Consider the following 8530-nt stretch of genomic DNA (forward strand, 5'->3'; position numbering starts at 1 on the left):
AAATATGGTCGATAGTATCAAATATTGGACCGAACTCTCCGGATTAGTACCTATAAATGTAAAAGAAGATTTTCGACCGAAATATGTGACACCTCTAGCAGATATTTTTGCTAAATATGATAATTATTTGGAATTGAATGTATCAACTTGGTTATTACATTATTTTATTCAAAAGAATTTTAATGAATTAAATTTTTCACGTTGGTATTTTAATTTCTCAAATAAACAGTTTTTTGAAAAGAATGACTTAATTAAGGATTTAATTAATTGGCTTGAAGGAGAGAATCTAAAAATACCTTCAGAGTCTACGCTACAGAAAGATTGTGATTGTTTTTTACTATGTTATGCAAAAAAAACTAATCGTGGTTTTATGAATGAAGATGCCTTTATTTCTCCTTTAAATGAATTAAATCTCGTTTATCAAGTTGAATCACATAAATTTAAATCTGATTTACTTGAACAAAAGCCTTTATCTCCCCTAGTTTTTTTATATTGTTTAGTTGATTTTTGGAAAGAAAATTTTATAGATTCACCTACGATTAGTGTGGATAGTGTTTTGACGAATCCTGGTAGTCCTGGACGTTTATTTAGAATTAATAGTACCGGTATTGATTACTTCCTTAACCAATGTGCATTAATCGATAATCGTTTCCAATGGTCTGATACTTTAGGTATTAGAAGTCTTGCATGCAATGAAATAAAGAATATTGATCTAGATGGTCTACTTGCGAATATTTATCGAGAGAGTAAGTAAAGATGAATGAAACTAACTTAAATAAATATTATCAGATTAATGTTAATCATTTACTCTCAACTCGACTAGATTCTGATATTTCAAAAGAGTTTTTTGATAAAGTAGTTTTTCACGGAACAGCTTATAATTCTTTATTAACAATAGCTGATTCATTTATTTCTACTAATCAGTCAACCTTTACTTTGACTGGTAGTTATGGTACGGGAAAGTCAACTCTTGGTGCTATTTTAACTGGTTTAATAAACAATGACATACTTATAAGAGAATCGGTTAGAAAGCTAATATCTGAAAAAAAATTACTTAAGAAGTTGGATAAAGTTTTTAGTTATTCAGATGAAAAGCCATGGTTAATTATTAAAGCAGTAGGAGGAGTATCTTCTCCTTTAGAGCTTTTTTATAGAGCTATTATACAAGCTTTAAAAAATGCTAATTTAATAAATGTCTTTGAAAATGATTTATTCTTTTTAGAGTTTGAAGAAATCAACAATGAGTATCACCTTATTGAATGGATTGATACTATATTTAGAAAATTAGAAGGAAAAATTTCGGGAACGCTTTTTGTTCTTGATGAAATGGGTAAGTTACTTGAGAATATTGCAAGAAAATCTGGTGATTTACATCTATTTCAAGAGTTATCAGAAAAAATAAATAGACTTTCTACTAAAGAATGTCCTTTTATTTTTATTGGTATTTTGCATCAGTCATTTTCAGACTATGCTAAAGGACTAAGTCATCAAATATCTCTAGAATGGTCAAAGATTCAAGGACGCTATATTGATGTCGCTTATAGAATTTCTTTGGATGAGTCAATCGCTTTAGTTTCTAAAACGATTAAACGAACCAATAAAAAATTACCAGAAAAAATCGAATCATTAAATGAATGTTTAATAGAAAATATTAAAGAATCAGTTAATTCTAGGTTAACAGATAATAATCCCAAAATTAAGCAGTATTTTAAGGATGCTTTACCTTTGCATCCATTGACAACAGTCTTATTAGGCGCGATATCTAAAAGTAGTTTTAGCCAAAATGAACGAAGTATTTTTAGCTTTCTTTTATCTGTAGAGCCATATAGTTTTAGAAGGTTTTTAGAAACAGATGTTTTATATAATGAGACATATACAATTGTCGATTTATGGGATTATTTAAGTCAAAATTTGCAGCATCAAATACTTAGTTCAAAAGAAGGTCATGCTTGGGGAGTGGTTGAGCAGGCTATTACTTTGCTTAGTCAAAAGCTTAATAGTGTAGAAGAAAATGATCCATTATTTACTGATATATATTTTAAGTTAATTAAAGCAATTGCAATGATGAATATATTTGGTAAGACTTTAGGAGTTTATCCTACTAGAAACTTATTATTATTTTCATTGCCGTTTATAGATTTAACTCAAAAAAAAATAGTATCAGTTTGTTTGGAAAATCTTGTTAAATGGGGACTTGTTACTTATTGGAATAGAACTAATTCATATGAAGTTGTTGAAACTTCAGAGTTGAATATACAACAACTCCTTAATGAAAAATTACTTACCTTAAGCCAGCATCAAAACTATTTAGATTATATTGAATATAATAGTAATACTGTTTTAGCTAAAAGATACTATCAACAAAAAGGTATTATGCGTTGGATGGAACAGCATTTAATCATTAATTCAACAGATCTTAAAAAGCTAGATACTAAATTTAATATTTTAAAAAACAAAGCATTTTCATATTTTGTGTTAATAGCTGAGCAATCTTTAACTGAACAAAAACTTGAGAAATTATCAAAAGAATACCCTAATTTTGCTATTGCTAAATTAAATAATTTAAATGAAATTAGTATATGGGCAAAAGAAATTTTTGCTTTAAAACAATTAAATATAGAACTGCCAAAGATTAATATTGATCAGGCCGCTAAGAGAGAATATGAGCAACGATTAAATTTTGCTTACCAGCAACTTGATATTTTATTCCAAGAGTCTTTTGATAATAGCGATTGGTTCTACGCAGGGGGTGCGGTAGAAAAAAAATCACTCTCAATGATGGTCTCTGATTTTGCTGATACTAAATTTTCTGCATGTCCTTCTGTCTTTAATGAATTAGTTGTTAGAAATGATGTGTCTAGTTCAGCTGCATTTGGGCGTAGAAAGTTAATGGAGATAATGTTAGAGCATACAGCTGAAGAAAATCTTGGTATCGAAAAATTTCCACCAGAAAAAGCAATATATCTTTCATGTTTAAAAGAATTAGGATTACATCGACTGAATCAAGAATCAGGAGCATGGTTCTTTTCATTTCCAAATGTAGGAGATGAGAAATTTACTGTTAATCATAAAATGATAGCTTATTTATTTGAGGAAGGTTTCAATCTATTAAAGAATAGAAAAGAGATTGTCAAAATATCTGAGCTTTACGATTTGTGGTCTAAGCCACCATTTGGCCTTCCTCAAGGTATTTTGCCTATATGGGGATTAGCTCTGCTGCTAGCAAAGCAAGATGCTTTAGCATTTTATGATCAAGATATTAGTCAAGGTTTTAGATTTATTAGCGAAATGGATGAGGAGTTTATAAATAAGTTAATTAAACATCCAACTGAGGTTGGGGTAACTTTTATTCGTGATCAATTAGAAAAGAATAAATTTATAGATATCCTTACTGCTGTTATCAATGATATCCATAATAAAAATATAGAAGCTAATCCCTTACAAATTGCTCGTTATATAGTTTCTTATGTGGTTAAGCAGCCTAATTGGGTAAAATTTTCAAAAGATATCAACTATTTTAGTAAAACTACCCAAAAATTAAGAGGGTTTATTGTTAAGGCTGATGACCCTTATAAACTCCTGTTTGATGATATGTATGAGTTATTCGATATACATATACTTGATGAAGTTAAGTTTAAATCGAATATTGCAGATTTTTTCTTACAAATTGACAGTGCAAAAAATTCTTTATTGCAAGATTTTTTATCTAAACTAGAAGAGGAATTAGGTGAGTTTGATAAGGAATTGATGCAATATGCAAAAATTATTAGTCAATCTGCGGCAGATTGGCAAATGCAAAAATTTGCTTATCATATTGCTAATAGAAATGAAGAATCTAATCAATGGATTATCAATCTTATAACTTTACTATCTCAAGTCCCTGAAAGAGATTGGACTGATGATAGTATTAAAAAAGCATTTGAAATGATATCAAGTTCTGTCTACCGTTTTAAGCAACTTTGTTTTTTTGTAAAAAATGGTCATCCTGATCTTATTGATACTAAAGATCAAAAGCACTTAGCTATTATTGTTAATACAGATAATGGATTAGAAGAATATAATAGAGACATACGTATTAGTAGTAAGGTTCAAGAAAAGATTGTTATGGCGGCTAATAGTTTTAGAACTTTTATAGAAAATCAAGATGATCTAAATAAAGATGCAAAAGCATTAGTCTTATATGAATTACTTAAAGATTATTTAAGTCCAGTTTCGGAGGAGAAGAACAAGTATGTCGATTAGGAAAATAAAACATGTACTTGGTCTTTCTGGCGGAAAAGATAGTGCAGCATTAGCGGTCTATATGCGAGATAATTATCCAGACCTAGATATTGAATATTTTTTTACAGATACGGGTAAAGAACTTCCAGAAGTCATGGATTATTTAAATAAGTTAGAAGCATATTTAGGTAAACCAATCTTACGTTTGGGATCTGATAAGGACTTTGATTATTGGTTAAAAGAATATAATCACTTTTTACCTTCCGGACATCAACGCTGGTGTACTGTTCAAATGAAATTGGTGCCATTTGAAAAGTGGGTAAAACCATTTTTGGATGAAGGTTATGAAATTATAAGTTATGTTGGCATTCGGGCTGATGAACCATGGCGTGAAGGTTATGTCCCTACCCAAAAATTTTTAACGACTAAAATGCCATTTGCAGAAGATGGTCTAATTAAAGACGATATATTAAATATTTTAGAAGGAACAGGCTTAGGATTGCCAAAATATTATGAATGGCGTTCAAGGAGTGGATGCACATTTTGCTTTTACCAGAGAAAAATTGAATGGGTACGTTTGAAAGAGCGTCATCCAGATAAGTTTGAAGAAGCTAAAGCTTATGAAAAACACTTAGCTGATAAAAAATCTACAAATGGTGAAACCTATTATTGGATGGGGAAAAATACACCTCTTAGTTCACTTGAAGACCCTGAACGTGTAGCCCAAATTAAAGCTGATCATGAACAGAAATTAGTTAAGTTTAAGAAAAAGCGTCGTCGTAATGCTTTGCATGATGACCATTTAATTGAAATGATTGATTTAGATACTGTTTATGATGAGATGGAAGGTGGTGGTGCTTGTGTAACGTGTTATAAATAAAAGAAGGGCTACTTACGTAGCCTTTTCTGTTTCTGTTTCTGTTTCTGTTTCTGTTTCTAAAATTGCTTGTTTAAAAGTTTCTAAGAACTCACTAGTAGAGGTATATCTTCTATTATTGTCATGCTGCAATCCTCTTACTATTGGATCATATAGTTGCTTTGGGCCATCAAAATCATCTAGAGATAAAATACCACTAGGATGTTTCCGATTTATAATAAACCAAAAAATTGCACACATTTGATAAATGTCAGATTTAAAGATAATATCTTTTCGATGTTCTTCAATATCTAGATATCTTGTATATGCTTCCGGTGATAACCAAAATCTGGGACCAATAGCCTTTGTAGGTGATGTAATTTCAGGGCTTGTACCATCTAATTTGCTACATAACCCAAAATCACTGATAACCCAGTGGCTATCAGTAACTAGGATGTTTTCAGGTTTTAGGTCTCTATGAATAGCGATTTCATGTAATGTATTTAGACCTTCACACAAACCTATAATTTGAGCAGAATAAATCGAGAAGTCTAATTTATGTTCTCTAATAAAGTTCTTTAGATTACATTCTGCTTTTTCCATGACTATAAACAAAGCATTGATATCACGAAGAGGTTTTCGATGTTTATCAAGCATTTTAATTTTTATAATTTTATGACCATAATATTTAATTATATTCTCATGTTTAGTATGTTTCAAAATTTCTAATTCTGTGTGAATACGTTCAGCTTCTTTATTGGAGAAAAGTGGAATAATTTTTACAGCAAAAAAATTTCCTGTTTGTACATTTAAATAGTTGTTGACAATTCCATTACCACCATCATCAATGTGACTTTCATATTGATAAACCATTCCGTTAATAATTAGATTTTCTTCAATTTGATATGAAGTTCTATTTATATCTATATGAATCATTCTTCAAAATCTCCGAACAAGCTTTTAAGATGTTCATCGTTTAATTCAGAAGAAAGGTTGAAAGAAGCTAAGAATTCATCAATTTTTATAAATGAGTCTGAATGGTAACATTTCTCATCAATTGTCTTTAAGTTAGATGCTTGAAATGGATTACATTTATTCATCACGAATAGTCTATTATCTTTTTTTGAATCAATTACTTCTTCACAAATTGAACACTCTTGACCTGCAGCCTCACCAAGGAGTTCATATCTTCGAGGATCCAATGAAGTATAAAAACTGATGTAAATTTTAAAATTTTGCTCATCGATATATTTTTTTTGGTCATTTAAAAAACTATAAAATTTATCAAAATTATAATAGGTTCCACTTAATACAATTTTTAGGAAATCAGCTCTCCATTTTCTAGAGTAACTTGAGTTTGCAGAAGTTACACATCGTATAGCATATTCTTGAAATATTTTATTAGTGTCTTCAGAAGGTGAAATAGATTCATCTAATAAAATGAAGTCATCAATAAGAGCACTTATTTGTGAAGTATTAGCAAGAGATAAATTTTGCTGAGTAAAAAAATCAATAGCTATTATTAGTGAATAAAAATCTGATTTTTGTTTAAATCGCGTTTTAGAGATTAAATTTTCAGGAAATAAAATTTCTATTTCTTTTAAAATTTTTGAAAAACGATCTGCTAAATTAGATAAATCAGCTGAGTTATATTTTCTATAAAAATCATCTAGTGATTCTTTTTTCTCTTGAGGACCTTCAATAAGAGCAGCGAGTATCTCTGAAATAAACTCTACATCTAACAAGCGTCTACGAGTAGCGACAGAGAAAATTTTCCAATCCTCTAAAATCGGTAGAGCAGCTATATTTTCAGACAATTGATAAAAGGAACCAGGAAATTCAGCTTTTCGCAGCTCTTGACTATTTAGGGGTACTGTATACTTATTTAATCTTGTATATATTTCTCTGTATTGTTCTTCAGAGTAGCCATAAGCCTCGTTGCAATCAATAAGATACTGATCTATATGATTTATTGTATCTTGTGGTAAGTCTTTATAGAATTTACCTAAAAACTCACCTTCATATGGCTCATCTAAAGAGAACTTATTATTTATAAATTCTAAAATAGCTGTAATCCTTTGTTGACCATCGATAATTTTTCTTTTTGTAACCCCTTCTTCATTCTTAACATTTTGAATAAAAATTTTCGGAATAGGGTAAGCCTTTAAAATAGTATCTATAAGCATAATTTTCGAAGTCTTATTCCAAACAGACATACGTTGAAAACTAGGCTGAATTATAAGTTTATTATCCTTAGACCAATCATTAAAATCATTGATTGTATGACCACTAGATTTCCATGTACCCATTAAATTATCCTTTTATATTAGATTTAAAAAATGGCAGTATTAAATCATATTTTGAATTGTAATCTAAACTTAAACGTAATGAATTTATTGAATTTTCATAAGTTACTCCTATCTCCCGTAGTACATAAGACATCTCAATATTCATAGATGAACACGCTGAGCCTTGAGAACATAGAAAATCTGATTTAGCTACAAAATGTGCAGCATTAAAGTTAGGAAGTCTTATATTTAAAATATGAGGGATAAAATTTATCTTTGGAGTATTGATTGATCCACCAATTTCGATAACTTTATCTCGTACCAAGGAATTTATTTTATTCACTTCCTCAAAACTATCTTCAATGGTTTGGTCTTCTACAGCTGCACCGAATCCTAAAATCAAAGGGGTAGCAAGAGTACCGCCTCTTAACCCATGTTCTTGACCAGCTCCATGAATAACAGGTTGGATCCTAGTTTCTCTCAAGTCTCTAATATACAGTGCTCCAATACCTTTAGGACCATAAATTTTATGGGCAGATAAAGAGAGCATATCTATATTTAACTTATCAACATCGATAGGGATTTTTTTGTAAGATTGGGCTGCATCTACATGAAATTTTATATCTTTTTCAAAGCAAGCCTCTCCAATTTCTTTGATTGGTTGGATTGAACCTATTTCATTATTCACATGCATTATACTGACTAAAACAGTATCAGGTCGCATAGCTTTAATAACATCTAGAGCATCAATAATTCCATTTTTCTGTGGTGAAATATAAGTAATTTCATATCCATGCTCTTTCTCAAGAAAATTACATATAGATAAAATACATTTATGCTCAATTGATGACGTAATAATGTGGTTACCCTTATCTTTATTTGCTAAGACATAACCCTTAATTGCCAAGTTATTTGACTCAGATCCACCACTAGTGAAAATAATTTCACTTTTATATGCTCCAATTGAATTAGCAATTATATCCCTAACACTTTCAATTTTTTCTGCAGAACTACGACCTAATTTATGGGCAGAGGATGGATTTGAATACTCTTCTTCAAATGCGCGAAATAGTTCTTTTTGCACAGAAGGGAGAAGTGGTGTGGATGCTGCGAAATCTAAATAAATCATCTTTGATCTAATGACAAAACAGATATATTAAGCATC

6 protein-coding genes are annotated in these 8530 nt (G+C 30.0%); 3 read left to right on the top strand and 3 right to left on the bottom strand.

The genetic code is table 11. The annotated features are described in order from the left end of the window. The 3 genes from NL42_RS08410 to NL42_RS08420 all read left to right on the top strand — a co-directional run. Positions 1-754: DUF4007 family protein (locus NL42_RS08410; protein ID WP_461312427.1), on the top strand; the 754-nt coding region annotated here is incomplete at its 5' end. A 2-nt stretch (positions 755-756) separates the two neighbouring features. Next, positions 757-4242: a hypothetical protein gene (locus tag NL42_RS08415; RefSeq protein WP_461312428.1), complete on the top strand. Its 3486-nt coding sequence runs from the start codon at positions 757-759 to the stop codon at positions 4240-4242. Beyond that, the gene (locus NL42_RS08420) at positions 4232-5101 is read left to right on the top strand and encodes a phosphoadenosine phosphosulfate reductase domain-containing protein (RefSeq protein ID WP_461312429.1); all 870 of its coding nucleotides are present in this window, start codon (positions 4232-4234) and stop codon (positions 5099-5101) included. Before NL42_RS08415 ends, NL42_RS08420 begins: the two co-directional genes overlap by 11 nt. Before the next feature lie 12 nt (positions 5102-5113). Here NL42_RS08420 and NL42_RS08425 read toward each other — a convergent pair whose 3' ends face one another. From NL42_RS08425 to NL42_RS08435, 3 genes are read right to left on the bottom strand one after another with little or no spacing between them, the layout of a single operon-like run. Continuing rightward, the gene (locus NL42_RS08425; protein ID WP_461312430.1) at positions 5114-6013 is read right to left on the bottom strand and encodes a protein kinase family protein; all 900 of its coding nucleotides are present in this window, start codon (positions 6011-6013) and stop codon (positions 5114-5116) included. Beyond that, a complete protein-coding gene (locus NL42_RS08430) occupies positions 6010-7386 on the bottom strand; it encodes a GmrSD restriction endonuclease domain-containing protein (RefSeq protein ID WP_461312431.1) in 1377 nt (458 codons plus the stop codon). Before NL42_RS08430 ends, NL42_RS08425 begins: the two co-directional genes overlap by 4 nt. Positions 7387-7390: 4 nt before the next feature. Then, positions 7391-8494 (bottom strand): cysteine desulfurase family protein, encoded by a 1104-nt coding sequence (locus tag NL42_RS08435; protein ID WP_461312432.1) that lies wholly within the window; start codon positions 8492-8494, stop codon positions 7391-7393. Positions 8495-8530: the final 36 nt, after the last annotated feature.

The sequence above is a fragment of the Acinetobacter sp. GN11 genome, from assembly GCF_054823985.1.

What these genes read in the sequence shown, in the direction of transcription:
- NL42_RS08415 (WP_461312428.1), top strand. Translation starts at nt 757, where the DNA reads ATGAATGAAACTAACTTAAATAAATATTATCAGATTAATGTTAATCAT.
- NL42_RS08420 (WP_461312429.1), top strand. Translation starts at nt 4,232, where the DNA reads ATGTCGATTAGGAAAATAAAACATGTACTTGGTCTTTCTGGCGGAAAA.
- NL42_RS08425 (WP_461312430.1), bottom strand. Translation starts at nt 6,013, where the DNA reads ATGATTCATATAGATATAAATAGAACTTCATATCAAATTGAAGAAAAT.
- NL42_RS08430 (WP_461312431.1), bottom strand. Translation starts at nt 7,386, where the DNA reads ATGGGTACATGGAAATCTAGTGGTCATACAATCAATGATTTTAATGAT.
- NL42_RS08435 (WP_461312432.1), bottom strand. Translation starts at nt 8,494, where the DNA reads ATGATTTATTTAGATTTCGCAGCATCCACACCACTTCTCCCTTCTGTG.